This window comes from Amycolatopsis sp. N2S4-7 (assembly GCF_058119595.1).
Genome location: NZ_CP172299.1, coordinates 8,093,395 through 8,118,329, shown reverse-complemented (window position 1 = coordinate 8,118,329; position 24,935 = coordinate 8,093,395). Strand labels below are relative to the sequence as shown.

General features: G+C 72.0%; 28 protein-coding genes. 18 read left to right on the top strand and 10 right to left on the bottom strand.

Features of this window, described 5'->3' with window-relative positions:
* Positions 1-24: 24 nt before the first annotated feature.
* Genes ACH54P_RS38695 through ACH54P_RS38685 form a run of 3 tightly spaced genes read right to left on the bottom strand, consistent with a single transcriptional unit; the run spans position 25 to position 1,539 of the window.
* The gene (locus ACH54P_RS38695; RefSeq protein WP_489908236.1) at positions 25-528 is read right to left on the bottom strand and encodes a winged helix-turn-helix transcriptional regulator; all 504 of its coding nucleotides are present in this window, start codon (positions 526-528) and stop codon (positions 25-27) included.
* Between the two features lie 32 nt (positions 529-560).
* Positions 561-1,139 carry a GNAT family N-acetyltransferase gene (locus tag ACH54P_RS38690; protein ID WP_489908235.1) on the bottom strand — a complete coding sequence of 193 codons (579 nt, stop codon included), beginning with the start codon at positions 1,137-1,139 and terminating at the stop codon, positions 561-563.
* Between the two features lie 10 nt (positions 1,140-1,149).
* A complete protein-coding gene (locus tag ACH54P_RS38685) occupies positions 1,150-1,539 on the bottom strand; it encodes a cupin domain-containing protein (RefSeq protein WP_489908234.1) in 390 nt (129 codons plus the stop codon).
* Between the two features lie 43 nt (positions 1,540-1,582).
* Between ACH54P_RS38685 and ACH54P_RS38680 the strand changes: the two genes are divergently transcribed.
* Positions 1,583-2,548 (top strand): GlxA family transcriptional regulator, encoded by a 966-nt coding sequence (locus ACH54P_RS38680; RefSeq protein ID WP_489908233.1) that lies wholly within the window; start codon positions 1,583-1,585, stop codon positions 2,546-2,548.
* Between the two features lie 39 nt (positions 2,549-2,587).
* Here the strand turns inward: ACH54P_RS38680 and ACH54P_RS38675 are convergent, their stop codons facing one another.
* Positions 2,588-3,187: a TetR/AcrR family transcriptional regulator gene (locus tag ACH54P_RS38675; RefSeq protein ID WP_489908232.1), complete on the bottom strand. Its 600-nt coding sequence runs from the start codon at positions 3,185-3,187 to the stop codon at positions 2,588-2,590.
* A gap of 66 nt (positions 3,188-3,253) precedes the next feature.
* Here ACH54P_RS38675 and ACH54P_RS38670 point away from each other — a divergent pair, with 66 nt between their 5' ends.
* The 3 genes from ACH54P_RS38670 to ACH54P_RS38660 all read left to right on the top strand — a co-directional run bounded on the left by ACH54P_RS38670 (position 3,254) and on the right by ACH54P_RS38660 (position 5,418).
* Positions 3,254-3,724: a GNAT family N-acetyltransferase gene (locus ACH54P_RS38670; protein WP_489908231.1), complete on the top strand. Its 471-nt coding sequence runs from the start codon at positions 3,254-3,256 to the stop codon at positions 3,722-3,724.
* 122 nt (positions 3,725-3,846) lie between these two features.
* Positions 3,847-4,743: an NHL repeat-containing protein gene (locus tag ACH54P_RS38665; RefSeq protein WP_489908230.1), complete on the top strand. Its 897-nt coding sequence runs from the start codon at positions 3,847-3,849 to the stop codon at positions 4,741-4,743.
* A gap of 321 nt (positions 4,744-5,064) precedes the next feature.
* Entirely contained in the window at positions 5,065-5,418 is a 354-nt protein-coding gene (locus ACH54P_RS38660) for a hypothetical protein (RefSeq protein WP_489908229.1), read from the top strand.
* Between the two features lie 13 nt (positions 5,419-5,431).
* On the opposite strand, the gene ACH54P_RS38655 is transcribed toward ACH54P_RS38660, so the two are convergent.
* A complete protein-coding gene (locus ACH54P_RS38655; RefSeq protein ID WP_489908228.1) occupies positions 5,432-6,262 on the bottom strand; it encodes an EamA family transporter in 831 nt (276 codons plus the stop codon).
* Positions 6,262-6,771: a MarR family winged helix-turn-helix transcriptional regulator gene (locus tag ACH54P_RS38650; protein ID WP_489908227.1), complete on the bottom strand. Its 510-nt coding sequence runs from the start codon at positions 6,769-6,771 to the stop codon at positions 6,262-6,264. The genes ACH54P_RS38655 and ACH54P_RS38650 overlap by 1 nt, the downstream gene beginning before the upstream one ends.
* Before the next feature lie 144 nt (positions 6,772-6,915).
* Here ACH54P_RS38650 and ACH54P_RS38645 point away from each other — a divergent pair, with 144 nt between their 5' ends.
* Together ACH54P_RS38645 and ACH54P_RS38640 are read left to right on the top strand one after the other, a co-directional pair.
* Entirely contained in the window at positions 6,916-7,263 is a 348-nt protein-coding gene (locus tag ACH54P_RS38645; RefSeq protein ID WP_489908226.1) for a hypothetical protein, read from the top strand.
* Positions 7,264-7,270: 7 nt separating this feature from the next.
* A complete protein-coding gene (locus ACH54P_RS38640; RefSeq protein ID WP_489908225.1) occupies positions 7,271-8,317 on the top strand; it encodes a hypothetical protein in 1,047 nt (348 codons plus the stop codon).
* A 10-nt stretch (positions 8,318-8,327) separates the two neighbouring features.
* Here the strand turns inward: ACH54P_RS38640 and ACH54P_RS38635 are convergent, their stop codons facing one another.
* The gene (locus ACH54P_RS38635) at positions 8,328-9,818 is read right to left on the bottom strand and encodes an FGGY-family carbohydrate kinase (RefSeq protein ID WP_489908224.1); all 1,491 of its coding nucleotides are present in this window, start codon (positions 9,816-9,818) and stop codon (positions 8,328-8,330) included.
* Between the two features lie 97 nt (positions 9,819-9,915).
* Between ACH54P_RS38635 and ACH54P_RS38630 the strand changes: the two genes are divergently transcribed.
* The 8 genes from ACH54P_RS38630 to ACH54P_RS38595 all read left to right on the top strand — a co-directional run bounded on the left by ACH54P_RS38630 (position 9,916) and on the right by ACH54P_RS38595 (position 19,949).
* On the top strand, positions 9,916-10,911 hold the full coding sequence (locus ACH54P_RS38630; RefSeq protein ID WP_489908223.1) for a LacI family DNA-binding transcriptional regulator: 996 nt from the start codon (positions 9,916-9,918) through the stop codon (positions 10,909-10,911).
* A 91-nt stretch (positions 10,912-11,002) separates the two neighbouring features.
* Complete coding sequence (locus ACH54P_RS38625; protein ID WP_489908222.1) at positions 11,003-12,532, top strand: sugar ABC transporter ATP-binding protein; 1,530 nt, start codon at positions 11,003-11,005, stop codon at positions 12,530-12,532.
* Positions 12,529-13,539, top strand: coding sequence for an ABC transporter permease (locus tag ACH54P_RS38620; RefSeq protein ID WP_489908221.1), 1,011 nt, complete (start codon positions 12,529-12,531; stop codon positions 13,537-13,539). Before ACH54P_RS38625 ends, ACH54P_RS38620 begins: the two co-directional genes overlap by 4 nt.
* Positions 13,536-14,549, top strand: coding sequence for a substrate-binding domain-containing protein (locus ACH54P_RS38615; protein ID WP_489908220.1), 1,014 nt, complete (start codon positions 13,536-13,538; stop codon positions 14,547-14,549). The genes ACH54P_RS38620 and ACH54P_RS38615 overlap by 4 nt, the downstream gene beginning before the upstream one ends.
* A 23-nt stretch (positions 14,550-14,572) precedes the next feature.
* The gene (locus tag ACH54P_RS38610; protein WP_489908219.1) at positions 14,573-15,985 is read left to right on the top strand and encodes an L-fucose/L-arabinose isomerase family protein; all 1,413 of its coding nucleotides are present in this window, start codon (positions 14,573-14,575) and stop codon (positions 15,983-15,985) included.
* A gap of 52 nt (positions 15,986-16,037) precedes the next feature.
* Positions 16,038-17,429 carry an MDR family MFS transporter gene (locus ACH54P_RS38605; protein WP_489908218.1) on the top strand — a complete coding sequence of 464 codons (1,392 nt, stop codon included), beginning with the start codon at positions 16,038-16,040 and terminating at the stop codon, positions 17,427-17,429.
* Positions 17,430-17,512: 83 nt separating this feature from the next.
* Positions 17,513-19,003 (top strand): alpha/beta hydrolase, encoded by a 1,491-nt coding sequence (locus ACH54P_RS38600; RefSeq protein WP_489908217.1) that lies wholly within the window; start codon positions 17,513-17,515, stop codon positions 19,001-19,003.
* A 79-nt stretch (positions 19,004-19,082) separates the two neighbouring features.
* Positions 19,083-19,949: an SGNH/GDSL hydrolase family protein gene (locus ACH54P_RS38595; protein WP_489908216.1), complete on the top strand. Its 867-nt coding sequence runs from the start codon at positions 19,083-19,085 to the stop codon at positions 19,947-19,949.
* 59 nt (positions 19,950-20,008) lie between these two features.
* Here the strand turns inward: ACH54P_RS38595 and ACH54P_RS38590 are convergent, their stop codons facing one another.
* A complete protein-coding gene (locus ACH54P_RS38590) occupies positions 20,009-20,236 on the bottom strand; it encodes a hypothetical protein (protein ID WP_489908215.1) in 228 nt (75 codons plus the stop codon).
* Between the two features lie 127 nt (positions 20,237-20,363).
* Here ACH54P_RS38590 and ACH54P_RS38585 point away from each other — a divergent pair, with 127 nt between their 5' ends.
* Positions 20,364-20,804: a GNAT family N-acetyltransferase gene (locus ACH54P_RS38585; RefSeq protein ID WP_489908214.1), complete on the top strand. Its 441-nt coding sequence runs from the start codon at positions 20,364-20,366 to the stop codon at positions 20,802-20,804.
* On the opposite strand, the gene ACH54P_RS38580 is transcribed toward ACH54P_RS38585, so the two are convergent.
* Both ACH54P_RS38580 and ACH54P_RS38575 read right to left on the bottom strand, forming a co-directional pair.
* Entirely contained in the window at positions 20,801-21,472 is a 672-nt protein-coding gene (locus tag ACH54P_RS38580) for a hypothetical protein (RefSeq protein ID WP_489908213.1), read from the bottom strand. The genes ACH54P_RS38585 and ACH54P_RS38580 overlap by 4 nt on opposite strands.
* A gap of 88 nt (positions 21,473-21,560) precedes the next feature.
* Complete coding sequence (locus tag ACH54P_RS38575; protein ID WP_489908212.1) at positions 21,561-22,268, bottom strand: SDR family oxidoreductase; 708 nt, start codon at positions 22,266-22,268, stop codon at positions 21,561-21,563.
* Positions 22,269-22,371: 103 nt separating this feature from the next.
* Here ACH54P_RS38575 and ACH54P_RS38570 point away from each other — a divergent pair, with 103 nt between their 5' ends.
* The 3 genes from ACH54P_RS38570 to ACH54P_RS38560 all read left to right on the top strand — a co-directional run bounded on the left by ACH54P_RS38570 (position 22,372) and on the right by ACH54P_RS38560 (position 24,901).
* Positions 22,372-23,286 (top strand): LysR family transcriptional regulator, encoded by a 915-nt coding sequence (locus ACH54P_RS38570; protein ID WP_489908211.1) that lies wholly within the window; start codon positions 22,372-22,374, stop codon positions 23,284-23,286.
* A gap of 194 nt (positions 23,287-23,480) precedes the next feature.
* Positions 23,481-24,641 carry a lytic transglycosylase domain-containing protein gene (locus ACH54P_RS38565; protein WP_489908210.1) on the top strand — a complete coding sequence of 387 codons (1,161 nt, stop codon included), beginning with the start codon at positions 23,481-23,483 and terminating at the stop codon, positions 24,639-24,641.
* A 5-nt stretch (positions 24,642-24,646) separates the two neighbouring features.
* Positions 24,647-24,901: a hypothetical protein gene (locus ACH54P_RS38560; protein ID WP_489908209.1), complete on the top strand. Its 255-nt coding sequence runs from the start codon at positions 24,647-24,649 to the stop codon at positions 24,899-24,901.
* The last annotated feature ends 34 nt before the right edge of the window (positions 24,902-24,935 follow it).

Below are 24,935 nucleotides of genomic sequence, written 5' to 3'. Positions count from 1 at the left end.
GTAGATAGACCTACCCTGTCAACGTCACTCCTGCTGCGCGAACCGCGCTTCGACGTCCGGGCGCTGCGCCAGCCGGGGCGGGAAGCCGGGGCCGCGGCGCATCCGCGTGTCGTCCGGCGACATCGGTTCGCCGCACTCCGCGCAGGTGATTTCGGCGTGGGTGTCGTGCCCGCAGGCGAGGTGGTGCACGGTGATCGGCGGGCCGGCCTCGGTGGCGAGCCACTTGTCGCCCCAGCGGGTCATCGCGAGCAGCACCGGGTAGAAGTCGCGGCCCTTTTCGGTGAGCACGTAGTCGTAGCGCACCGGCTCGGTCTGGTAGGCGACCTTCTCCAGCAACCCCTCGTCGACCAGCCGCTTGAGCCGGTCGGCGAGGGTGTTGCGCGCGATGCCGAGCGCCTGCTGGAACTCGTCGAAGCGGCGCACGCCGTAGAACGCGTCGCGCAGCACCAGCGGGGTCCACCAGTCCCCCAGCAGATCCATGGTGCGCGCGATCGAGCACGGCCACTGCGCGAACGATGTCCGTTTCATGCGGCCGAGAGTACGCCGTTTCGGAGAAAGACTCAGCAGGTCAGCCGCATGACGGCCCGACGCGCGGTCGGACGGCTCACCTCGGCGAACCCCGCGGCGGCGAAGATCCCGGTGGTCCCGACGAACAGTTCGCCGGGCCACGCGAGCTTCTGCCCCGGCTCGACGACCATCGGGTAGCCCTCGACCGCCCGGGCACCGCGGTCGCGGGCGAAGTCCACGGCCGCCTTCGCCAGGGCCGTGCTCACCCCGCGGCGCCGGAACCCCTTGCGGGTGACGAAGCACGTCACGGCCCAGACGCCGTCGTCCGCCGGGTCCTCGTCACGGCCGGCCCAGACCAGCCGGCTGCCGAGGAGCCGCCGGTACTCGGTGCGCGGCTCGACCGCGCACCAGCCGGCGGGCTCGTCGTCGAGGAAGGCGACGAGCCCGGTGGCGTGGTCGGCGGTCTGGGCGCGCAGCCGCCCGGCGCGTTCCTCCGCGGTACCGGAACGCCATTCGGCGGGCGTGTCCTTGAAGTACTGGCACCGGCAGCGGGCCGGATCGCCGCGGTCGCCGAAGATCGCCTGCAGGTCCGCCCAGGACGCCTGGTCCACGGGTACGACAGTGAGCCCCATACCCCCGACGCTAGACCAGGTGGCCGGTGGTCACGTCCACGTGGTCGGGGACGTCGTCGTGCGCGTCGCCGACCGAGAGCGTCCCCGCCGGTTCGACGAGGAGCACGCTCGCGCCCGTCTTCGACGACGGCTTGTGGAACGTGCCCTTCGGCACGACGAACACCTGCCCGCGCGCCAGCGTCACCACCCGCTCCTCCGGGTCGCGCACGCCGATCTCGATCTCGCCGTCGAGGACCAGGAAGAACTCGTCGGTGTCCTCGTGGACGTGCCAGACGTGCTCGCCGTCGAACCGGGCGAGCCGGATGTCGTAGTCGTTGACGCGGGTGACGATCCGCGGGCTCCAGGCGGCGTCGAAGGTGGCCAGGACTTCGTTGAGGTCGATCGGGTTCATGCAGACCATCGTCGACCTGGCGTTTCGGCGGCGCGAGTGCTAGGAATCGCACATGCCGCAAGAATTCTCGCACCGGGTCGTCGCCCTCGTCACCGAGCAGTCGAACCCGTTCGAGATGGGCGTGGCGACCGAGCTGTTCGGGCTGCGGCGGCCCGAGCTGGAGCGGCCCTGGTACGACTTCACGCTGTGCTCCGCGACCCCGGACGTGCGGATGAACCTCGGCATGTTCACGCTCACCGGCGTCGCCGGGATCGAGGCCGCGGACACGGCGGACACGCTGATCGCGCCGGCCCGGCCGGACACCGGCGTCCCGACGGACCCGGCGGTGATCGCGGCGATCCGCCGGGCCGCGGCCCGGGGCGCCCGGCTGGTCAGCTTCTGCACCGGCGCGTTCGCCCTCGCCGAGGCCGGCGTGCTCGACGGCAGGCGCGCGACCACCCACTGGCAGTGGGCCGCCGAGTTCGCCTCGCGGTTCCCGGCGGTGCGCTGGGAGCCGGACGTGCTGTTCGTCGACGAAGGCGACGTCCTCACCGCGGCCGGCAGCGCGGCCTCGCTCGACCTCGGCCTGCACCTCATCCGGCGCGACCACGGCGCGGAGGTCGTCAACGCGGTCAGCCGCCGGCTGGTGTTCACCGGCCACCGCGACGGCGGGCAGCAGCAGTTCATCGCCCGGCCGGTGCCGTCGGTACCGGACACCTCGCTCGCGCCGGTGCTCGCGTGGGCCCTGAGCCGCCTGGACCGGCCCCTGACGGTCGCCGACCTCGCCGCGCACGCGGCGACCAGCCCGGCGACGCTGCACCGGAAGTTCCGCGCCGAACTCGGCACGACCCCGCTGGCGTGGCTGACGACGGAACGCGTGACGCTGGCCTGCCGCCTGATCGAACGCGGTGAGCTGCGCCTCGACCGGGTAGCCGAGGCGAGCGGCTTCGGCACGGCGGCCAACCTGCGGCTGCAGCTGCGCCGCCACACCGGCCTCAGCCCGAGCGCCTACCGCCGCCGCTTCGGCCCGGCCGCCTAGGCGGCTTCGGGCCTCCGCCTTCGCCGGGTAACTCCGCCGTCAGGACGCGCCGTGGCCGGGTTTCAGCTCGGTGAGCGCCTTCACCAGCGCGTCCTGCTGCAACCGCGCGGGATAGCCGTCCGGGTCGGCCGCCGCCAGCACGTTCAGGCCCTCGACCAGCGCTACGAGGCTCTTCGTCGTCAACTCGAGCCGTTCGTCCGTCCACTCCGGACAGCAGGCCGCGACCAGGCGGCGGATCCGCGCCACGAACGAGTGGTTCGCCGCGCGGTGGCGTTCGGCCAGTGCGTCGTCGGCCAGTGCCGCCGCGAGGAAGCCCACCCAGACGCGGGACTCCTCGTGGTGGCCGTGCGGCAGGTCGACCGCCTGGCCGAGGACCGCCGCCAGGGCGCCGAACGCGTCCCCGCTCGCGGCTTCGGCGGCATCGGCGCGGACGGCCGTGCGCTCGTAGAGGAGGTCGCGCGCGTGCAGCAGCAAGGCCTTCTTGGTGGGGAAGGCGTGCATCACCAAGCCGGTCGTGCAGCCGGCGCGCTCGGCGACCGCGCGCAGCGTCAGCCCCGGCAAGCCGTCGTCGGCGAGCACCTGCCACGTCGCGTTCGACAGCCGTTCCCGCTGCGCCTGCACGTCACGCTGCTTCGGCATCACGCCTCCCTTCCCCGGAAGCGTAACAGGTGCTACGGTAACGCTTGTTACGGAAAGGGGTGCACCGTGGCGACCGACCACCGCACGATCGAAATCACGCCCGTCACCTGGGACGATCCCGACGCCGTCCGCCTGCGCGCGGCCCAGCGCGTCGAACTCGACGCCCGCTACGGCACCGACGACCACGAGCCCGGCGCGGTCCCGACCGCCGAGACCGTCGCGGTGTTCCTCCTCGCGCGGGACGCCGGCGGGACGGCCGTCGGCTGCGGCGGGCTCCGGCTGCTCGGCCCGGGTTCGGGCGAGATCAAGCGCATGTACGTCGAACCGGCGGCCCGCGGCACCGGCGTCGCGGCCGCCCTGCTGCGCGCGCTCGAGGACCACGCGCGGGACCTCGGGATCACGAGGCTGCTGCTGGAGACCGGCACCGGCCAGCCGGACGCGATCCGCTTCTACCAGCGCGAAGGCTACGAGCCAATCGAGGCCTACGGGCCGTACGTCGGTGAACCGCTCTCGCGCTGCTTCGCGCGCAACCTGTGATCGGATTTCCGATGGCCACGCCAGCCTGAGCTATTGGCGGCCGGGGGCGCGGCGGGCCTACCGTCGGGGGCACGGCGATCTGGGGTTCTTTTCGCCGTTCCCCTCACGAACCGGAGTTTCCCTTGCGCATCAAGCAGATCGGCGCCGCGCTGGCCGCGGCCGCCGTGTTCGCCCTCCCCGCCGCGCCCGCGCAGGCGGCGTCGAGGATCGTTCCCCTCGACGCCGCCGCCGGGCAGCAGCCGGAGAACATCGCCCTGGAGCCCGACGGCTCCGCCGACCTCACCTTCGCCTGGAGCGGTGAGATCGGCCGCGTCACCCCCGCCGGACAGGTGAGCGTCATCGCCCGGATCCCGGTGCCCGAGGACGGCGACGTCCCGGTGGTGCACCGGAAGCTGTTCCTCGGCGGCATCGTGCGGGCGCCCGGCGGCGACCTGTACGTCGCCGTCTCGACCGGGACCGCGGCGACCGGCCTCTACCGGGTGCGGCCCGGCACCGAGCCGGTGCGGGTGGCCGCGCTGCCGCCGTCCGGCTTCCAGAACGGGGTCGCGCGCGACCCGTTCTCCGGCGATCTCTTCGTCGCCGACTCGGTCGGTTGGGCGGTCTGGCGGGTCGCCCCGCGCACCGGGCGCGTCACCGCCTTCGCCACCGGCGAGCTGCTCGCGCCGGTGAGCGGCTTCGGCGCCAACGGCGTCAAGGTCCACGACGGCGCGGTCTGGGTGTCCAACCTGGACCGCGGCACGCTGGTCCGGTTCCCGCTGAGCGGCAACCCGGGCCGGGTCGTCGCGTCGGGGCTCGGCCCGGTGGACGACTTCGCGTTCCACGGCGGCACGGTTGTCGCGGCGATCAACCAGGAGAACCGCGTCGTCACAGTCAGCCACGACGGCGCCCGGACCATCCTGTCCACTTCGGACGGTCTGGCCAACCCGACGTCGGTCGCCGTCCGCGGCGACACGCTGTACGTCACGGACGGCGCGTACTTCGGCGGCTCGCCCAACCTGCTGCGCACCCGCCTGCGGTGACCCGCGAGGCCGGGCGGGAACCCCTCCTCCCGCCCGGCATTTCGCTGAAACTTCAAGTATTTTGCCGTTCCGCTCGGCACGTGCAGCCGCACGCCCGCTGTGCACGCGCTTCACCGGACGTGTCGCAATCTCGTGAAGTGGTTGCTGCCAGCCAACTCCACCGGTATGTTGGCGGCGCCCCGAACGCTCGTCATCGGTCGTCGGGGTTCGTGCTGCTCGGCGGGAGCGGGGAGGCCACCGCCGAGAGAGCGCTTTCCGGCGGTATGGGTCGCCGCCGGTGTGCAGGAGGGAAGCAGTGCCTTGGTGTTCCGGGGAACAGTCGTGGCCGATCGGGTGACCGAGCCGTACCTGGTCGGCCTCGAAGCCATCGCGGGCGAGCTACACCGCGGCAAGTGGTGCGTCTACCTGCACGAATGGCTCGGCGACGACCACGATCTCACCTCATGGCGGGCCGAGGTGGCCGCCCACGCGGCCCAATCCGGGGTCGAGGTGTGTTTCGTGGAGATCCCGCGCAAGGACATGACGCTGGTGGCCAACATCCGGGCACTGCCGACGTTCGAGCAGGTCACCGAGTCAGTGGCGGCGCTGGAGCACTACCGGGGATTGGCTGCGGGACGCCGCCGGCGGGGCGGGACGGCCCGGCACCGCGCAGGTCGGCCGCCCGGGCCCGGCTGATTCCGGCACCACTTCAACCAAGTGACACCAGCGCGATCGCTGCACCAGCGCCAACCAACCCCGCCACCTGAGCCCGGCTGAGCCGCTCACGCAAAAAGACCAGGGCCAGCAGCACCGGCACCGCGGGGTACAACGCGGCCAGCACCGCCGCGATGGCGAGCACCTGCTGCTGAGCGGCAAGCAGATACAGCACCGTCGCAGCACTGCCGCACGCCCCGGCGAACGCCGCGGGCCCCATCAGCCGCGACCGAAGCCGCCACGGCTCTCGTGTGGCCGCGACCAGGCCCGCGATCGCCACCACGGACACCGCGCGGCTGACCACCACCGGCCAGAACCCCGCCTCGGCGGGGATCCGCGACAGCGCCACGAAATGCGCCGCGAAGCCGACCCCGGCGACGAACGCGTCCGGGATGCCCGCCGCCGTCCGAGCCTCTCCACCCGACCGCGAAACCAGCCACAACGCCGGGATCGCGCAACAGACCCCGGCGAGCGCGGCGAACGAGAGCCGCTGGCCCAGCAGGACCAGGCCGAAGACGACCGGGAGCACCACCGCCGCGACGTCGCTCGCGGGCACCACCAGGCTCATCGCCCCCTTGCCCATCGCGCGGTAGAGGAAGGCGACGCCGATCCCGGTGCCCGCGCCGGACAGCGCGCCCCAGCCGAGCGCGGCCGCCGTCGGCGAGCCCGAACCGGCGAACGCGGCGAACGGGACAGTCACGAGCGTGCCCGCGACCTGGGCGTACAGCGACACCGTCATGCCCGGCGCTCGCCGCGACACCAGCCCGCTGACGAAGTGCGTGACCCCGAAGAACAGGGCCGAGACGAGCGCGAGGACGTTGCCCATCAGGACCTCCTTCCGGCCTCACCCACCGGGCAGACCTGTTCCTGCGCGACGCAGCCGGGACGATCGCAGAGCCGGCACATCAGGTCGCCCGACCGGACCTCGGCGTGGAGGCCGGTCAGCAACTCCTCCAGCAGCGGCTCGAGCGCGGCCCGGTCGGACACGGTTTCCAGAGCGGCGGCCAGCACCTTTTCCCTCGCCGCGAGAGCGCGGGCGGCGGCGGTCCGCCCGGTGCGCGTCAGCACGACGGCGACCGCGCGGCCGGTCTTCCCCTGCCGTCGCACGAGACCGCGGGCCTCGAGCTGGTCGAGCATGCGCGCGCACGCCGGCTGGCTGAGCCCGATCCGGTGGCCCAGCTCGGTCCCGCCGAGGCCGGGGAACTCGGCGAGGACGACCAGGGCGGCGGTCCCGCTGAGGCTGACGCCGGTCGCCGCCGCGGCGGCGGCCGTCATCCGGTCGGACAGGTTCAGCACCGCCGCGCCGAGCAGGTTCGCCAGCCTCGACCCATGCATTACTCATGCATAGCACGAACCTCGGGCACCGGCAAGGGTCACGCTGCCGGCAAGAAACACCCGAAACCGGGGCGCGCCGCGCCCGTCTTGACTACTCTGTCCGCACAGCAGAAAAGCGGCAGAGAACGAATGGGGGAAATGATCATGTCAGTCGTCGACCCCGCCGACCTCAGAGCAGCGGCGCAGAAAGTGGACGAGGCCTGCGGACATTTCGAGGCGCAGCGGAAATCACTCCAGTACGTCGAAATCGACCGCGACCTCGACGGCGGACACGGCAAGACCGGCGCGTACCAGGCCGGGTTGCTGAAGTTCAAAAGCGCGTTCAACGAAACGTTGACGCAGACCCTGGCCGACGAACAGAAGTTCGTGACGTTCCTCGCGGGCTTCCGCGACCGGGTGCACCAGGCCGCCGGGATGTACGAGACGAACGAGCTGAACAACCAGCAGGTCTTCACCCGGATCGCCAGAATGCTCGGCGAAGACGGGCGGTGAGGCGCCGATGACCTGGGAAACCCCCGAGGACCACGGTGGCCCCGTCGCGCACCTCGACCACGTGTTCAGGGAGGGCAACGCCCCGCGGCTCCACGGCATGCTGAAGAACCTCGCCGAGGCGGACACCGGCGATCCCAACGTGCCCGTCCCGATGTACGTCGACGTCTGGAAGATCGACGTCCTCGGCCCGAACGACAACGAGTTCAAAGCCGGTCAGTTCATCGATTCGGGAGACTGGAACGCCTACTCGATCCTCGCCGGCTCGGCTCGCAAGGACCCGAAGCCGGACCTGGTGGTCGAGCAGTTCTTCCACCACGCCGACGTCTTGACCGGACAGGACGTCGGAACCGTTCCCCCGCACGCGAAAACGGTCCGTGAAGAGCTGAAGGTGATCTCCGGGGGCTGGGTCGAACACGCGCTCAACCGGATCGAAGAAGCGCGGATCTGCAAGCCCCACCAGAGTGCGACCGACGACGGCACGACGTTCACGATCTGGTCCGATCTCGTGAACTACTTCGGCATGGACAGCGAAATGTGGGAGAAGAGCTGGACCGAGGGCGGCGCCGCCCGGCAGCGGTTCGAAGATCTCCAGCGCTGGTACGACGGAAAGGGGATGCTCGACAACTACCGGCTGTCCGGCCTCGAGCAGCTGGCCAACTGCCTGGCCGGCTTCGCCGCGCTCATCCACGGCGCGCGGCTCGACATCGACAACCTGATGGGCGTGTGCGTCGACCGGGTCCACGCGTGGAACGACATCCGGCCCGACCCGTACGAGAACGGGTTCGGGTGGGCGATGCTGTCGAACATCGCGGGGTTCGCCACCGCGGAAAACGGGCTGGGCAAGGCCCTGGTCGCCGTCGACGTCATCAACGGGATCGCCGGGGAGATCAACCGCTCGAAGAAGACCGACAACTCCGATCAGTGCTACGACCTCCTGGCGGGCTACCTCTCCGAGGCGGACGCCGTGCTGGACGCCGCGATCGACGGCGTCGACGCGCTGGTGCGGCGGCTCGGGGCGATCCGCGATTCGTTCCCCACCGTCCCCACCTGGTGACGGAGCCGGGTCAGGACGGGGCCGCGCGCTGCTGCGCGGCCAGGAAGTGCGCCGTCTCCGCCGTCGCTTCGTAGAGCGCCCGGTAGTGCCGGTAGAACTCCTCGTACCGCGCCGCGTTCTCCGGGTCCGGCGTCACCGTCGTGGCGATCGGGTTGCCGCGCGCGGGATCGATCTCCGCCCCGGTCGCCTCCGCCGCCAGCAGCGCGTCGCCCAGGCAGGCCCCGATCGTCTCGGCCGGGATCTGCTGCGGCAGGCCGGTGACGTCCGAAACGATGCGCGTCCACAGCCCGCCCTTCGTCCCGCCGCCGACCGCGACCAGCCGCCCGGCCGCACCGCCCGCGGCGGCCATCGCCTCCAGGTTGTGCCGCACGCCGTACGCGATGCCCTCGAGCGCCGCGCGGTAGATCTCGGCGCGGCCGTGCGACGTCGTCAGCCCGGCGAGCACGCCTCGCGCGTCCGGGTCGAACAGCGGCGTGCGCTCCCCCGCGAAGTACGGCAGCAGCAGGAGCCCGCGGCTGCCGGCCGGCACCGAAGCCGCCTCCGCCACGAGGTCGGAGTACGCCGCGCCGGTCAGTTTCCGCAGCCAGTCGGTGACCGCGCCCGACGTCGCCATGCCCGCGGCGAGCGTGAAACTGCCCGGGACGACGCCGCGCGTGCCCCACAGGCCGGGGTGCGGGCGCGGTTCGGTGAGCACCTGGACGAGGAACATGGTGGTGCCGTACATGACCATGACGTCGCCCGGTTCGCGGACGCCGACGCTGGCGGCCTCGGCCCACGCGTCGACCGTCCCCGCCGTCACCGGCAGGCCCGGCGGCAACCCGGTCACCGAGGCCGCCGCCGCGGTGACCTCGCCCGCGACCTCCGTCGGCCACAGCAGGTCCGGCAGCGGCAACCCGGGCGCGACGCTTTCGGCCCAGTCCTTCGCCCATTCGCCGGCGGCGAGGTCGTACAACGGCGTGCACTGACTCGCCGAGTGGTGGTCCAGGACGTAGCGGCCGGTCAGCCGGTGCACCAGGAACGAACTCGCCATCAGGAGCTTCTTCGTGCGCGCGTAGACGTCCGGCTCGTGCCGGGCCAGCCACCGCACCTTCGGCCCGACGGCCTGGCTCGTCAGCGGCGACCCGCCACGGGCCAAGATCGCGTCAGCGCCGAATTCTTCGTTCAGCGAGGCGATTTCGGCACCCGCGCGGGTGTCGACGCCGTACAGGATGGCCGGCCGCAGCGGCGTGCCGTCCTCGCCGGCCGGGAGCAGGCACGGCCCGATGCCGCTGATCCCGAGGCCGGCGAGCGGCCGCCCGGCCGCGGCGCGCAGCAGGTCCGCGACGATGGCGGTGAAGTCGGCCCACCAAACCGTCTCGGCGTCGTGTTCGAACCAGCCCGGACGCGGTGTCGAGACGGCGTGTTCGCGGACGGACCGGGCGAGCACGGCGCCGCCGGCGTCCACGAGCACGCCCTTCGAGCTTGCCGTGCCGATGTCCACGCCGAGCAGCAGCCCCGTCATCCGCCCCTCCCACCGGACCGATCTGCGGGAAATCGATTACCACCACGCTATGGTGTGCCGGGAACACTGTCAACGACTCAAGTGAACGAGGGCGCGGGTGGCGACGATCTCCGACGTGGCGGCGCTGGCCGGGGTCTCGACCGCGACCGTCTCGAGAGCACTGAACGGCAAGTCCACTGTGGACCCCGTGCTGGCCGAACGCGTGGCCAGGGCGGTGGAGGAGCTCGGTTACACGCCGAACGGCCTCGCGCGCAGCCTCCGCCGCCGCGAAACCGCCGTGCTGGCGCTGATCATCTCCGACGTCGAGAACCCGTTCTTCACCGCGATCGCGCGCGGGGTCGAGGACACCGCGCAGGCCGCCGGCTTCTCGGTGATGCTCTGCAACTCCGACGAAAACACCGCCAAGGAACGCCGTTACGTCGAAGTCGCCGCGCAGGAACGGCTCGCGGGCGTGATCATGTCGCCGACCACCGGCGGCAGCGACGTCGGGCCGCTGACCGCCCACCGCACGCCCATCGTCACCGTCGACCGCCGGCTCGGCTCGGCGGACTGCGACGCCGTCCTCGTGGACTCGCGCGCCGCGGCGCGCGAAGCCGTGCAGCACCTGGTTTCGCAGGGTTACGCCCGGATCGGCTGCATCGCCGGCCCGCCGGGCATCACGACCGCCGACGAGCGTCTCGACGGTTACCGCGACGGATTGCGCGCGGCAGGCCGGAAATACTCGGCGAAACTGGTGCGCCGCTGCGAATTCCGGGAAAACGGGGGCCGCGAAGCGGCGACACAGCTGCTGACGAACCCGGATCCGCCGGACGCGCTCCTGGTGTCCAGCAGCACGATGTCGGTCGGCGTGCTGCAGGTACTGGCCGAGCGGGGCCTGCGACCGGGCCGTGACGTCGGGATCGTGTCGTTCGACGAAGCGCCGTGGGCAACGCTGATCTCGCCGGCGTTGACGGTCGTCGCCCAGCCGGCCCACGCGATGGGCCAGCTGGCGGCGCGCCTGCTCCTCGCCCGCATCGGCGAGGGCGGCACCCGCCCGGCGACCACGACGACGATGGCCGCGCAGCTCATCGTCCGGGGCAGCTCCGCCCGTTAGTCCGCCCGAAGTGACGCTTGACACACCCCCGCACCACGCTTAGCGTCTGGGTAATCGATTACTCCCATCTTCCGCCGACGCGAGGGGTGTCATGGAAGACCCGGGTTCCCCGCTGGTCGCCATGACCGGCGTCCGCAAGGCCTACGGCGGCACGCTCGCCTGCGACGACGTCGACTTCACCGTTCGGCGCGGCGAAGTGCACGCCCTGCTCGGGGAAAACGGCGCCGGCAAGTCGACGCTGATGCGGATCCTCTCCGGCGACGTCGCCGGCGACCGGGGCACCATCGAGGTCCACGGCGAGCCCGCCGTCTTCGGCTCCCCCGTGGACGCGCAGCGCCGCGGCATCGCGATGATCCCCCAGGAACTCGACCTCGTGCCCGGGCTTTCCGTCGCCGCCAACATCTTCCTCGGCCGCGAACTGCGCACCAAGGCCGGGACGGTCGCGCGGCAGCGCATGCACCACGAGACGCGCGAGCTGCTCGCCCGCACCGGGATCGCGCTCGACCCGAAACGCGCCGTCGGCGAACTGCGCACCGGCGAGCAGCAGCTCGTCGCCATCGCGAAGGCGCTCGCCCTCGACGCCCGCGTGCTGGTGATGGACGAGCCGACGTCCGCACTCACCGGCGCCGAGGTCGAGCGGATGTTCAAGGTGATCACCGAACTCCGCGACGCGGGCGCCGGGATCGTCTACATCTCCCACCGGCTCGAAGAGATCGGCCGCATCGCCGACCGCGCCACCGTGCTGCGCAACGGCCGCGTCGCCGCCGAATTCGCCGCCCGCGAACTGACCGCCGAGCAGGTCACCGAGGCGATGATCGGCCGCCCGGTCCAGGCGCTGTTCCGCGTCAAGCACGGCGAAACCGGTGGCGAGCTGCTCCGCCTCGACGACTTCGCGCTGCGCCCGCGGCGGCACCGGCCCGGCCGCCGTGAGCCCGCCGGGATCTCGCTCACCGTGCGCGCCGGGGAGATCGTCGGCCTCGGCGGCCTGCTCGGTTCGGGCCGCACCGAACTGCTGGAGACGCTCTTCGGGGCCGGGACACCCGGCCGCTGGCACGGCCGGGTTCTCCTGCACACCAAGGAGGTCCGGCCCCGCACCCCGAGACAGGCCGTCAAGCTCGGGCTCGCGCTGGTGCCCGAGGACCGCCGGGTCGCCGGGCTGGCCCTCCCCCACTCCGTCCGCGCGAACACCGCACTGTCCGTTGTGGACAGACTCGCCACGGCCGGCGTGCTGACCCGGAGACGCGAGAACGAGACCGTCGCCGAGGTGCTCGGCGAGCTGAAGGTGAAGGGTGCGCTCGCCGACCCCGTCGGCACGCTCTCGGGCGGCAACCAGCAGAAGGTGGTGCTCGGCCGGGCCCTGCTCACCCGGCCGAAGCTGCTGCTGCTCGACGAGCCGACCCGTGGTGTCGACGTCGGCGCGAAGGCGGAGATCTACCAGTTGCTCGCCGCCGCGGCCGCACGCGGCATCGGCGTGCTGCTCGCCTCGTCCGAACCCGCCGAGCTGGTCGGGCTGTGCGACCGCGTCGTCGTCCTGCACGACGGGCGCAGCAGCCAGGAGCTCGACACGCACGACGCGGGCGAGGCCGAGCTGCTCGCCGCCGCGATGGGGGAAACGCGATGACGACGACCGAGTTCCTGCCCAGCCGCGGCGCCGCGGTCACCGCCGCGTTGTTCCGCTTCCAGAGCCTGTTCGGCCTGGTGCTGGTGCTCGCCGCGGCCATCGCGTTCTCGCCGTCGCACGACGGCTTCCCGGACTTCCTCACCAGCGGCAACCTCTTCAACGTCGTCCGCGCGATCTCCGAGATCGGCATCATCGCCGTCGGCATGACGTTCGTGATCCTGATCGGCGGGATCGACCTGTCGGTCGGCGCGGTGCTCGGGCTCGCCGCCGTCGGCTCGGCCGTGCTGCTCGTCGACGACGGCCTCGGGGTGCTCCCGGCCGTGCTCGTCGTCCTCGCCGCGGGTCTGGTCTTCGGCTTGCTGCAGGGCATCGCGTCGGCGGTGTTCGGCATCCAGGCGTTCATCGTGACCCTCGCCGGGCTGCAGGTCGCCCGCGGGCTCGCCCGGATCTGGTCCGGCGGCCAGGGCGTCCAGATCTCCTACGGCGACGGCCCCGGCGAGGCGCCCGTCGCGTTCTCCCTGCTCGGCGAGCGGACGTTCAACGGGCTCGTGCCGATCCCGGCGGTCATCTTCGCCGTGGTCGCCGTCGCGGCCATCGCGTTCCTGCGCACCAGCGCGTTCGCCCGCCACGTCTACGCGATCGGCGGCAACGAGAAGGCCGCGCGCCTGTCCGGCGTCGCCGTCACCCGGGTCAAGGTGCTGGTCTACGGGCTGAGCGGGCTGCTGGCCGCGCTCGCCGGGATCATCCACGCCGGCCAGCTGAACCAGGGCAGCCCCAACGACGGCAGCGGCTACGAGCTCGACGCCATCGCCGCCGTCGTGATCGGCGGCACCGCGCTCTCGGGCGGCCGCGGGTCGGTGTCCGGCACGGTCGCCGGCGCGCTGCTGCTGGGCGTGCTCAACAACATCCTGGCGCTCAACAGCGTCGACCCCAACGTGCAGCTCCTGATCAAGGGCCTGGTCATCGTCGTCGCCGCGGGCCTGCAGCGACTGCGTCCCACGCCGTGACCGCCGAAGAGGGGAAGAAAGAGATGTCCGGCAAGCACTTCGCGATCCTCGTCCTCGTCCTGGCCGCGACCGCCTGCGGCACCACGCACGAGAACTCCGGCCAGGGCGCTTCGACGTCCGCCGCGGCCTGCCAGGGGGGCGGCGGGAAGTACACGATCGGGGTCAGCCAGGCCAACGTCGCCGAGCCCTACCGCAAGCAGATGGACGACGACATCGCCCGCGCCGCCAAGGACGTCCCGCAGTTCACCGTGAAGTTCGCCGACGCGCAGCAGGACAACGCGAAGCAGGTCGCCGACGTCGAGAACTTCCTGACCCAGCGGATCGACCTGCTCGTCATCAGCCCCAACGAGGCGACCCCGCTGACCGCGGTGGTGAAGAAGGCCTACGACAAGGGCATCCCGGTCCTCGTGCTGGACCGCAAGGTCGACGGCGACGCCTACACGCAGTGGATCGGCGCCGACAACGTCGACATCGGCCGGCAGGCCGGGCAGTACCTGGCGGAGAAGATGCTGCCGCAGGGCGGGAAGATCGCCGAGATCCGCGGGCTCGCCGGGTCGACCCCGGCCAAGGAACGCCAGGACGGCTTCGCGAAGGGCATCGAGGGCCGCGGCATCGACATCGTGACCACTGTGGACGGTGACTGGCTGCGCGAGAAGGGGCAGCAGCAGGCGGACGCGATCTTCAAGGCGCACCCGGAGATCCAGGCCGTCTACGCGCAGAACGACCCGATGGCCGAAGGCGCCTACCTCGCGGCGAAGGCCGCCGGGCTCGACCGGAAGATCCAGTTCCTCGGCATCGACGGCCTGCCGATCCCGTCCGGCGGGATCAAGGCGGTCGAGGCCGGGCGCCTCGCGGCGACGTTCGTCTACCCGACGGGCGGGCGCGAGGCGGTGGCGTCGGCGAAGAGCCTCCTCGTCGACTGCGCCGAGCCGGCGAAGACGCTGATGCTGCCGACCCAGCTCGTCACCCGGGCGAACGCCGCCGAGGTGTACGCGAAGGCCAACCGCTGACCCCCCACGGAAAGGATCCCGGCATGGCACGCATCGGCGTGATCACCCTCTCCGACGGCCGCGACTACGTCCACAGTGGAATCGCCGAATTCCTCCGCGGCACCGAGGACCGCCTGGTCGCGGCCCTCGCCGCGGCGGGCCACGAGGTCGTCCGGGCCACCACGCCGGTGTCCGCCAACACCCAGGCGACGTCGGTCGCGCGCGAGGTCGAGGCGGCCGGGGTGGACCTGACGGTGCTGCACTACTGCGTCTGGGCGTTCCCGCACTTCACGATGCTCGCCGCGGGCGCGCTCAGCGGGCCGCTGGTGCTGGTCGCCAACCTCGACCCGGTCCAGCCGGGCATGGTCGGGATGCTCGCGGCGGGCGGCGCGCTCGACCAGATCGGGCGGCCGCACACCCGGCTCTGGGGCGACCCGTCGGACGCGGACCTGATCGCGGCGATCGGGGTCCGGGCCAGTGCGGCCGCGGCCGTGGCGAAGCTGCGCGGCAGCACGTTCGGCCGGATCGGCGGGCGGCCGATGGGCATGAACACCGCCGTGGCCAACACCGACCAGTGGCAGCGCCGGTTCGGCGTCGACGTCGAGGAGATCGACCAGTGGGAGATCGTCCGGCGTGCCGAAGCGGCCGACCCGGCGGAGAAGCGGAAGGCGCGTGAGTGGCTGGAGCAGCACGCGACCGTCCGCTACGACGGCGTCAAGCTGACCCCGGAGCTGCTGGAACGCCAGATCGGCGCGTACGTGGCGATGCGTTCGCTGATCGAGGAGTGGCGGCTGGACTTCACCGGCATCAAGGGCCAGCCCGAGCTCACGCAGCACTTCGCGACGATGGACGTCGCCGAGGCGTTCCTCAACGATCCCTACGACTGGAACGGGCCCAAGGAGACCCACGTCTGCGCGACCGAGGCCGACATGGACGGCGCGCTCACCATGCAGCTGATGAAGCACCTCTCGGGCACGCCGGTGCTGTTCGCCGACGTCCGCCACTACCACGCCGACCGGGACGTCTGGGACCTCTGCAACTCGGGCCAGCACGCGACGTGGTTCGCCGCGCGCAGCGACGACCCGGCGGAGAACCTGGCCCGCGTGACCCTCCACCCGGAGGTGTTCTTCTTCCCGGCCGGCGGCGCCTCGGTGCACCACATCGCCGCGCCGGGGCGGATGACACTGGCCCGGCTGACCCGTCTCGACGGTGTCTACCGGCTGCAGCTGATGCTGGGCGAGTTCGAGAACTACGACGAGGCAACGACTTCGGCGCTGGAGGCACAGTCGACCCCGGAGTGGCCCCACGCCTTCGCCCGGCTCGACGCACCGGCGGAGACGTTCCTCTCGCGGTTCGGCGCCAACCACATCCATGCGGTCCCGGGCGACCGGCGGCCCGAGCTGCGAGCGGTGTGCGAGCTGCTGGGGGTGACCCTGGACGAGTTCACCCGCGGCTGAGCCGGACCCGGAGCTTGACTTCAACCTTGCTTCAGCTTTTACCGTCACTCCCATGAGTGATCTCCGCGAGAAAGCCGCACTGGCCCCGATCCCGCGCGCCGTCTGGATCGCCTCCGGGGTCATGGCGCTCGGGGGCTTCCTCGGCAACATGGACGGCTCGATCGTCGCCGTCGGGCTGGAATCGATGAGGCTGCACCTGGGGGTCAGCCTCATCGAGATCCAGTGGGTGGCCACCGCCTTCCTGCTCGGCCTGTCCGCGGCCCTTCCGCTCACCCCGTGGCTCGTGCGCAAGCTCGGCGCCGGACGGCTGTGGCTGTGGGCGCTGGCCGCGTTCCTGCTGACGTCGGTGGCGTGCGCCCTCGCGCCGGGCGCGGTCACGCTGATCGCCTTCCGCGCGGTGCAGGGCATGGCCGCGGGGATCATGGTCGCCGCCGGGCAGACGGTGATCGGGCTGGCCGTCGGGCCGGAACGGCTGGGCCGCACCATGGGCACGCTCGGCCTCGTCGTCGGGTTGGCGCCGGTCGTCGGGCCGAGCGTCGGCGGGTTCCTGCTCGCGCACTTCTCGTGGCCGGTGCTGTTCTGGCTGAACCTGCCGATCGGGCTGGTCGCGTTCGGCCTGGCGCTGCGGTACGTGCCGCGCGGCGAACGGCAGCAGCCGCCACCGGTGGACTGGCCGGGGTTGCTGCTCGTGTCGCTCGGCCTGCCGCTCGTGGTCTACGCGCTCACCGACCTCGGCCCGCTCACCGGTGTCCTCGCGGGCATCGGCGCCGCCGCGCTCGCCGGGTTCACCTGGTGGTCGCTACGCGTGCCGCACCCGGTGCTGCAGCTGCGGCTGGCCGCGCGGCCGGTGCTGGGCTCGGCGCTGGTGTCCGTGCTGCTCGCCGGTGCGGGCATGTTCGGCGCCGTCCTCCTGCTGCCGCTGTGGTTCCAGCTCCGGCTCGGCGCCGGGCCGGCCGAAGCCGGGGTCCTGCTCGCGCCGATGGGACTGGCCACGACGGTGTTCGTGCTCGTGGCCGGCCGGCTCACCGACCGCTACGGCGGCGGCACCGTCTCGCTCACCGGGGCACTGGTGGTGCTGGCGAGCACGGTGCCGCTACCGTGGCTCGGCCCGGACACGCCGATGTGGCTCACCCAGGCGCTGCTCGTGGTCCGCGGCGCCGGGCTCGGGCTTTCGATCATGCCCGCGTCGACGGCGGCGTACGCGTCGGTCCGCGCCGGCGAACTCGGCCACGCCACGGCGCTGGTCAACATCGTGCTGCGCGTGGGCGGCGCGGTCGGCGGCGCGTTGTGCGTGATCGTGCTGTCCCGCGGCCTCACCGTGGATCCGGCCACCGGCTTCGGCTGGGCCTTCGGGGTGCTGGGCGCGTTGTGCGTGCTCGGCACGGTGGCCACGGCGTGGCTCCGGCACGCGGAACGATCGTCCACACTGGACGTGACGGCCTGATCCACCAGGGAACCTGGCGCGATCACCGGAATGGTGATTTCCTGGAGCCGGTCAACCACTGTCGGTAAGGGGAAGGGCTGGCAATGTTGGGGGTAACCAAGCGGCTGCTGACGGCCGCGGCAGCGACGGCGGTACTGGGGAGCCTGCTGGCGGCGACACCGGCCTCGGCGGCGGAATCCGTCGACTGGAAGCCGTGCGCGGACGCGCCGGAGGTCGACTGCGGCACGGTGACCGTGCCGATCGACTGGGCGCACCCGGATCGCGGCACCACGACCATCGCGCTCGCCCGGCGCAAGGCCACCGATCCGCAGGCCAGGATCGGCTCGGTCCTGATGGACCCGGGCGGCCCCGGCGGCCCGGGCGCGGGCGAGGTCAAGGCCGGCTGGTCGCTCTCGGCCGAGATCACCAAGCGGTTCGACACCGTCGGCTTCGACCCGCGCGGCGTCGGCGACAGCACCCAGATCAAGTGCGGGCTCGACGAGCTGATCGCCGACCACCCGGAAGTCCCGCGCAACCAGGCCGAATTCGAGCAGCTGGCGCAGTACAACCGGAAGCTCGGCGAGAGCTGCAACCGGCTTTCCGGGCCGCTGGGGCAGTTCGCCGACACCAAGAGCGTCGCACGGGACATGGACGCCATCCGCGCCGCGCTCGGCGAGCAGAAGCTCACCTACTACGGCGTTTCCTACGGCACGCTGATGGGCCAGCAGTACGCTGAGCTGTTCCCGGACAAGGTCCGGGCGCTCGTGCTCGACAGCAACATGGACCATTCGCAGTTCACCGCGTGGGACTTCCTCAACAGCGAAACGCAGTCGGTGCAGGCCGAGTTCGGCGAGTTCGCCGCCTGGTGCGACCGGACGCCGAGCTGCGCGCTGCACGGCCGGGACGTCTCCAAGGTGACGCGCGACCTGCAGGACAAGGCCGCGCGCGGCGAGCTGAAGGACCCGCAGAGCGGCGAACCGATCACGCCGCTTTCGCTGGCGTCGATCATCCAGGGCAACTTCTACGGCCCGAGCTGGGATCGGCTCGCGTCGGTGTTCAAGTCCTTCGCGGACGGCACCGGGGCTTCGGCGCAGCTGCGGGAGGACATCCCGGTCAACAACGTCTTCCAGAGCGTGTTCTGCGACGACTGGCGCATGCCGGTGCACAACTTCGCCGAACTCGAGGCGTACCGCCGGACGGCCGCGGCCCTCGCGCCGGACGTCAAGGTCAACTCGCTGGGCTGGCGCGCGGTCACCGGCTGCATCGGCTGGCCCAACAAGACGAGCAACCCGCAACACCCGCTGCAGGTGCACGGCGCCCCGCCGCTGCTGATGCTGAGCAGCCGGCACGACCCGGCGACACCGTACGCGTGGTCGCAGGCCGCGGCCCGGCAGAGCGGCAGCACGCTGCTCACCTACGACGGCTGGGGCCACGGCGCGTACTCCAAGAACAGCCAGTGCGTGATCAAGGCGACCGACGACTACCTGATCACCGGCAAGCTCCCGGCCAGGGGCACGCACTGCGCCGCGGTCGAGCCGGGCTCGGCCGAGGCCCGGATCGCCGGCCCGAAACCGCCGTCGACGATCGGCTTCTGACGCTTCTGCCGCTTTCGTCGCGTGGCCGGACCGGGCACAATCGGTTCGGCCACGCGACGCCGCGGGGAAGGAGCCGGACATGGGGTTCAGGAACAGGACTTTCCGCCGATTCCTCGCCGGCGCGGCAGCGGCCGTCGCGCTGGCTTCCCTGGCGACGGCTCCGGCGGAGGCGACCGGCTACCACGGCCGGTACCTGGCGCTCGGCGATTCCGTCGCGTTCGGTTACCGCCCCGGCGCGGGAGCCGAGTACCTCAACGCGGCCAATTTCAGTGGCTACGCGGAGAAATACGCGTCGCTGCGCAAGCTCCGGCTCGCGAACGCGTCCTGCCCCGGTGAGACGACGGCGAGCATGCTGACCGCCGGTGCGCAGAGCAACGGCTGCGAAAACTCCCTCGGCTCGCCGACCGGCTACCGGACGGCGTTTCCCTTGCACGTCCCGTATCCCGGCACCCAGATCGACTACGCCGTGCAGTACCTGAAGGCCCACCAGGACACGCGGCTGGTGACGCTGACCATCGGCGCCAACGACATGTTCCTCTGCCAGAACACCACGCCGGACCACTGCACCGGTCCCGCGTCCTTCCAGGCCGCGCTCGGCCAGGCGAGCCGGAACCTGGCGGCCGTTCTCGGGGCGGTTCGCGCCCAGTACCGCGGCGATCTCGCGCTCGTCTCCTACTACTCGCTCGACTACCGCGATCCCGCCCAGGTCGCCCAGGTGAAGGCGATGAACACCGCCTTGGCCGAGGTGACGCGTCACTACCGCGGGTTCGTCGCCGACGGGTTCACGGCGTTCCGGCTGGCGTCCTTGCGTGCCGGTGGTGACCCCTGCGCGGCCGGATTGCTGATCGCGTTGCCTTCCGGCGGCTGCGACGTCCATCCGACTTCGGCCGGGCACCGGGCCCTGGCGGCGGCGCTCGCGGTGGCCGTGGCCGTTCATCGCGGGTGATTTCCCGGCCGGCACAAGAAAGGCCACCCTCGACGAGGGTGGCCCGCAATGGGTCCGCCTTACCGGGGCTTGCGCCGCCAAAGGCCGGTTACCGCCGCCAGTGCCCGGGCCCGGGCTGATGCCGTCCGCGCGGCGACCGGCTCCGGGCCGATCCGGCGGCGCATCCGGTAGGCCAGTTCGAGCACCTCGAGGTCTTCCGGGCGGCGTCTGCCGTGGACGTCCGGGCGCAGCATCAGCTCCCCGACCGTCACGGGCTTGCCACTGGCACGGTGCTCCGTGCGGGCCATCGGGAACCTCCGCGTGTTTCTGCCGACCGGGACCCCGATTCTATGAATCGGATTCGGGTTCGTCACCTTACTGACCAGTTGTGTCCAGTCTGTCCGCCGAACCGGTCAGCCGCGTTAGCCTCGGCGCATGATCACCCTCGGGGGCCTCACCGCGGACGACCGCGCAGCCTGGGAAAACCTGTTCGCCGGCTACAACGCGTTCTACGGCAGGACACTCGCGCCCGAACTGATGGACCGAGCCTGGCGTGAGTTCGCCAGTGGCGAGCGGATGCACGCGCTCGGCGCGCGGCTCGACGGCGAACTCGTCGGCATCGTCCACTTCTTCACGCACGTCAGCACGACCTCCGCCGACGTCTGCTACCTGCAGGACCTCTTCACCGACGCGAAAGCCCGCGGGCAGGGCGTCGGGCGGGCCCTGATCGAAGCCGTCGCCGACTGGGCGCGGGCACGGGGGTGCGTCCGCGTCTACTGGCACACGCAGACGTCGAACACCACCGCGCGGCGGCTCTACGACCAGGTCGCGCTCGACAAGGGGTTCATGCAGTACCAGATCCCGCTCGACTCCTAGCGGCGGTGGCGGCCGCCACCGCAGGGGTGGTGCCCGCCGTCTGGGTAACCCGCGTGGCGACGGCCGGAAAAGGCCGACGGCCAATCCGGAACCGGCGCGCGGCCGCGCGACCAGATCGGGACGTCCGGGATCTCGTGCCGCACCGGAGCCGCCTGCCGCGGCGGCTTCGCGGCCGCCTTCGGCGGTTTCACCGGGACCTTGCCGACGATCTTGACCGCCTTCGCGAGTTTCCCGCGATAGCTCGGCGAAGGTCCGGAATGCGCTTCCGTCACGACTGCGGCCGGAGAAATCGCCTCGGGCGCGCCAGGTGGCGCTACGGATTTCGGAGCCGGCTTGGCCGCCGGGACGACGACGTCCGCGGGCAACGGCAGCGGCACCAGCGCGACCGGCGGGGGTTCGAGCCCCACCGGGGGCCACGCCGGGCCCGCGCTCCGCTCGACCGGCATCGACACCGCCGCGCTGACCCCGCCGGTCAGCGCCAGTGCGCCGGCGACCACGGAGAGCACCCGCAGCCGGGCCAGCGAACGCAGGACCTGCGGTTTCTCCCGGTGCCGCGCCCGCGGGAGCACGAGCGTGTCTTCCGCGGACAGGCGGTCATCCGCCGCGGCGGACCGGACCAGCAGCTCGGCGACGGTGACCTGCTCTCGGCGCGGAGCCCTACGTGCCATCAAACCCTCCACCTTGGGCCGACCGGACCGCGGCGGTGCGTCCGGTCGGCCGATCATAGGAATCGTTCAGGTTCGTGTAAAGGTTCGTTCACCCACGGTTCCCGGCCAGCCGGCCGCCGCCGTCGACGTGGAGGATCGTGCCCGTCACGAACGGATTTGTCAGCACCTGCCGCGTGGCGGCCCAGATATCCGCCGTCCGGCCCACCCGGCGGGCCGGATTCTCTTCCGCGGTCCGGCGGAAGAACTCGTCCTTCCCGTCGCCGAGCCGATCCCACGCGCCGGAGTCGACGATGCCCGGCGAGATCGCGTTGACCCGGATCGGCGCGAGTTCCACCGCGAGCGCTTCCGCGAGGAACGCGACCGCGCCGTTCGTCGTGGCCATGACGGCCCGGCCGGGCACCGGGCGCCAGGCGGCGACCCCGGAGAACAGCACCACGGCGCCGTCTTCCCGGAACCGCGGCCCGAAGTGCTTGGCCAGCAGCAGCGGCCCGATGACCTTGGCGTCGAACGCCCGGGTGATCGCGTCCCGGTCCAGCGTCGCGATCGGACCGTTCGCGGGCGCCGCGGCGAGCGTGACCAGGTAATCGAGTTCACCCACTTCGGCGGCAAGCGCTTTCACCGACGATTCGTCCCCGAGATCCGCGAAAGCGGTGTGAATACCGGACTCGGCGAACTCCGCCGGATTCCGCCCGGCCAAAGTGACTTCGGCGCCTTCGGCGTGCGCGTCCGCCGCGATCCGGCGGGCGATCCCCGAACCACCGCCGACCACCACCAACCGCTTTCCTTCGAACGACATTTCCGTGCTCCTTTCGTCTCGCACACGGTCTTCAGCGCGCGATGAGCCGGGGATCATCCCTCAGCGATCCGAAGGTTTTCGATGGCTGGGATAGAATCGGCGAATGCCTACGCTGCGCGCGCTCGAGTGCCTGGTCGCGGTCCTGGACGCCGGGTCGATCACCGAGGCGGCCGCGCGCCTGCACCTCTCGCAGCCCGCGCTGTCCCACCAGATCGGCGCGCTCGAACGGGAACTCGGCACGCCGGTGCTGGAACGGCTGCCGCGCGGAGTCCGGCCGACCGCCACCGGGCGGGCGGTGCTCGCGGACGCGCGGGTGGCGCTGGCCGCCGCCGACCGGGTGGTCCGGACCGGCCGCGCGGTGGCCGCCGGCGGCGAAGGCACGCTGCGGATCGCGTGCGCGGAGAGCATGACCGCCGGGCTGCTCGCGCCCGTGCTGCGGGCCTGGCACCGCCACCGGCCGGAAGTGCGGATTTCGCTGACCGAGACCACGAGCGCGGACGCGCTGGCCGCCGCCCTGGAATCGGGCGAAGCGGACGTCGCGGTCGGGCCGCGGCCGAGCCGCTGGACCGGAGCGGCCGAGCTGGTGGGCCACGAGGAGATCGTCGTCGCGCTGGCCACCGACCACCCGCTTGCCACCCAGGCGGCGGTCCCGATGGCCGACCTGGCCGGGGAGCCGGTGGTGCACTACCACCCGGACAACGGCCTCGGCGGCTGGCTCGACGAGGAGGCGGCGCGGCGCGGAACCGTCCTCGAGGCGGTGATGCGGACGAAACAGGCAGCGACGGCGGCGCAGCTCGCGGCGGCCGGGCTGGGCGTGGCACTGGTCCCCACGACCGCGCTGACCCGCACCTTCGCCGGGGCGCTGCGGCGGCTCAAGCCCGCGCTGCACCGCGAAGTCGTCACGTTCACCGCGACACCGTCGGATTCGCTCGTCCGGCGGTTTTCCTCGGACGTACGGCACCGCGGGATCGCCCTTCCGGGCGTCCTGCAGGGCAAACTCTCCTCAGCACCGCGTTAAGTCCTGGTGAATGTGACAGATTCCCTACGAAGGTTTTGTGCCATCAGGACGAACTTCGCTTCGACGGCCCGATTTCGCTGTGCTATTCGCCAAAGTTTGGTTCCATCGGATAGCTTGCTCCTACCGGTCAGTACCGGTGGGTGAGGCCGATCGGGTGAGGCGATCAGCGAAGATCGAGGGAAGCGGGGACGACCATGCCGAAGCACCGGCCACGTCGCAAGGGTTCGCGGGTGGTCCGCCGGACCGCGGCTGCGCTCGCCGGCGGCGCGCTCGTCGTGTTGCCGACGCTGACCACCGGCCTGCCGACGCCGGTCGTGGTCGCCGACGCCGGCGACGCCCTGCCGGACCAGGCCGCGGGCCCGCTGCAGCAGCCGAACATCGTCATGCCGCCGATCGCCGTCGACGGCAGCCTGCCCCAGCCGCCGCTGCCCACCCCGCTCGTCGTGCCGGGCGGGCGCGCCGGCTCGGCCGGCATCTCCGGGCCGCTCGGCATCCCGGCGAGCATGCTCAAGGCGTACAAGAACGCCGCCGACATCCTCGCCAAGGAGCAGCCGAACTGCCACCTCGACTGGGCGCTGATCGCGAGCATCGGCCGGATCGAGTCGAACCACGCCCGCGGCGGGTACGTCAACGCCAACGGCGACACCCTGGAGCCGATCCTCGGCCCGGTGCTCAACGGCGCCGGCGCGTTCGCCGCGATCCCGGACACCGACGGCGGCAAGTACGACGGTGACGCGGTGTGGGACCGCGCGGTCGGCCCGACGCAGTTCATCCCGTCGACCTGGCGCGGCTACGCCTCCGACGGCAACGGCGACGGCGTGTCGAACCCGAACAACATCTACGACGAGGCGCTGGCCACCGCGCGCTACCTGTGCTCGGGCGGCCTCGACCTGTCGACGGACGCGGGCCAGCGCATCGCCGTGCGCCGGTACAACAACTCGCAGTCCTATGTGGACACCGTGATGGCGTGGGCCGCGGCCTACCGCGGCGGCGTCGCCCAGCTGCCGGACAGCGACGTGCCGATCGGCACCCCCAACGCCCCGGACACCGCCGCGGCCGGCAGCCCGGTCGGGGCGCCCGCGCCGCCGGCCCCGGACGTCGAGACCCCGCCGCCGGGCACGACGATCCCGCCGACCAGCGAGACGCCGACGTCGACCACCCCGACGTCCACCACGCCGGCCACCCCGACCACGCCGACGACTCCGACCACGCCGACAACCGACCCGACGACGCCGCCGCCGACGTCCACCACGCCGCCGGCGACGACGACCAGCACCACGCCGCCGGCGACCACGACGGCCGCCGACTCGGCGGGCACCGCCACCGAAACCACGACGCCCAGCCCGGCGGGCTGAGCCCGGTGGAGCCGTTCCTGGTCCACATCCGCTGCGACACCGACGGCTACACCCACGCCGTCACCGAAGACGAGTTCGCGGCGGGGCGGCACGACGGACGGTTCCGGGCGGTGTGCGGGCACGTGGTGCTGGCCGCGCCGATGATCGAGGCGCCCGGCCGGTTCGACCCGGTGTGCCGGGACGTCCTGCGCGGGGACCCGGCGGAGCCGTCGGTGCCCCGGCAGGAGCGCCGCCGGTCGCGGTGGCGCACCCGGCGCTAGGGCGTGTCCTCAAGGCTGGTGGGTGCCTGCTTTG

Coding starts and splice junctions, on each gene's coding strand:
- ACH54P_RS38695 (WP_489908236.1), bottom strand. CDS start 528: ATGAAACGGACATCGTTCGCGCAGTGGCCGTGCTCGATCGCGCGCACC.
- ACH54P_RS38690 (WP_489908235.1), bottom strand. CDS start 1,139: ATGGGGCTCACTGTCGTACCCGTGGACCAGGCGTCCTGGGCGGACCTG.
- ACH54P_RS38685 (WP_489908234.1), bottom strand. CDS start 1,539: ATGGTCTGCATGAACCCGATCGACCTCAACGAAGTCCTGGCCACCTTC.
- ACH54P_RS38680 (WP_489908233.1), top strand. CDS start 1,583: ATGCCGCAAGAATTCTCGCACCGGGTCGTCGCCCTCGTCACCGAGCAG.
- ACH54P_RS38675 (WP_489908232.1), bottom strand. CDS start 3,187: ATGCCGAAGCAGCGTGACGTGCAGGCGCAGCGGGAACGGCTGTCGAAC.
- ACH54P_RS38655 (WP_489908228.1), bottom strand. CDS start 6,262: ATGGGCAACGTCCTCGCGCTCGTCTCGGCCCTGTTCTTCGGGGTCACG.
- ACH54P_RS38650 (WP_489908227.1), bottom strand. CDS start 6,771: ATGCATGGGTCGAGGCTGGCGAACCTGCTCGGCGCGGCGGTGCTGAAC.
- ACH54P_RS38645 (WP_489908226.1), top strand. CDS start 6,916: ATGTCAGTCGTCGACCCCGCCGACCTCAGAGCAGCGGCGCAGAAAGTG.
- ACH54P_RS38640 (WP_489908225.1), top strand. CDS start 7,271: ATGACCTGGGAAACCCCCGAGGACCACGGTGGCCCCGTCGCGCACCTC.
- ACH54P_RS38635 (WP_489908224.1), bottom strand. CDS start 9,818: ATGACGGGGCTGCTGCTCGGCGTGGACATCGGCACGGCAAGCTCGAAG.
- ACH54P_RS38625 (WP_489908222.1), top strand. CDS start 11,003: ATGGAAGACCCGGGTTCCCCGCTGGTCGCCATGACCGGCGTCCGCAAG.
- ACH54P_RS38620 (WP_489908221.1), top strand. CDS start 12,529: ATGACGACGACCGAGTTCCTGCCCAGCCGCGGCGCCGCGGTCACCGCC.
- ACH54P_RS38610 (WP_489908219.1), top strand. CDS start 14,573: ATGGCACGCATCGGCGTGATCACCCTCTCCGACGGCCGCGACTACGTC.
- ACH54P_RS38605 (WP_489908218.1), top strand. CDS start 16,038: ATGAGTGATCTCCGCGAGAAAGCCGCACTGGCCCCGATCCCGCGCGCC.
- ACH54P_RS38600 (WP_489908217.1), top strand. CDS start 17,513: ATGTTGGGGGTAACCAAGCGGCTGCTGACGGCCGCGGCAGCGACGGCG.
- ACH54P_RS38595 (WP_489908216.1), top strand. CDS start 19,083: ATGGGGTTCAGGAACAGGACTTTCCGCCGATTCCTCGCCGGCGCGGCA.
- ACH54P_RS38590 (WP_489908215.1), bottom strand. CDS start 20,236: ATGGCCCGCACGGAGCACCGTGCCAGTGGCAAGCCCGTGACGGTCGGG.
- ACH54P_RS38585 (WP_489908214.1), top strand. CDS start 20,364: ATGATCACCCTCGGGGGCCTCACCGCGGACGACCGCGCAGCCTGGGAA.
- ACH54P_RS38580 (WP_489908213.1), bottom strand. CDS start 21,472: ATGGCACGTAGGGCTCCGCGCCGAGAGCAGGTCACCGTCGCCGAGCTG.
- ACH54P_RS38575 (WP_489908212.1), bottom strand. CDS start 22,268: ATGTCGTTCGAAGGAAAGCGGTTGGTGGTGGTCGGCGGTGGTTCGGGG.
- ACH54P_RS38570 (WP_489908211.1), top strand. CDS start 22,372: ATGCCTACGCTGCGCGCGCTCGAGTGCCTGGTCGCGGTCCTGGACGCC.
- ACH54P_RS38565 (WP_489908210.1), top strand. CDS start 23,481: ATGCCGAAGCACCGGCCACGTCGCAAGGGTTCGCGGGTGGTCCGCCGG.